Genomic DNA, 239 nt, shown 5'->3' on the forward strand with positions numbered 1-239 from the left:
GGGTGAGGCCCGCGTCCTCGGCTTGGCCGCGCTGCCGTGCCCGCCGATGGGACGACGTGCTCTCCGACCCGTCCGACTCCCCGGCCGAGGCGCTCGACCGCGCCCTCGGCGGAGCGGTGCACAGCGTCTTCCAGCCCATCGTCGACCTCGACAGCGGCGCCGTCGTCGCCTACGAGGCGCTCGCGCGGGGGCCGGTCGCCCCCTCGAGCGGCCCGACGCGCTGTTCGCCGCCGCGCGCG

General features: G+C 78.7%; 1 protein-coding gene. It reads left to right on the top strand.

The window, feature by feature from the left end:
* Nucleotides 1–56: 56 nt before the first annotated feature.
* Nucleotides 57–239 (top strand): EAL domain-containing protein (locus A6V29_RS09350; protein WP_212719183.1); only part of this gene is annotated, 183 nt, incomplete at its 3' end.

Origin of the sequence: Blastococcus sp. CCUG 61487 (genome assembly GCF_005222955.1) — a bacterium.
Lineage (GTDB): Bacteria > Actinomycetota > Actinomycetes > Mycobacteriales > Geodermatophilaceae > Blastococcus.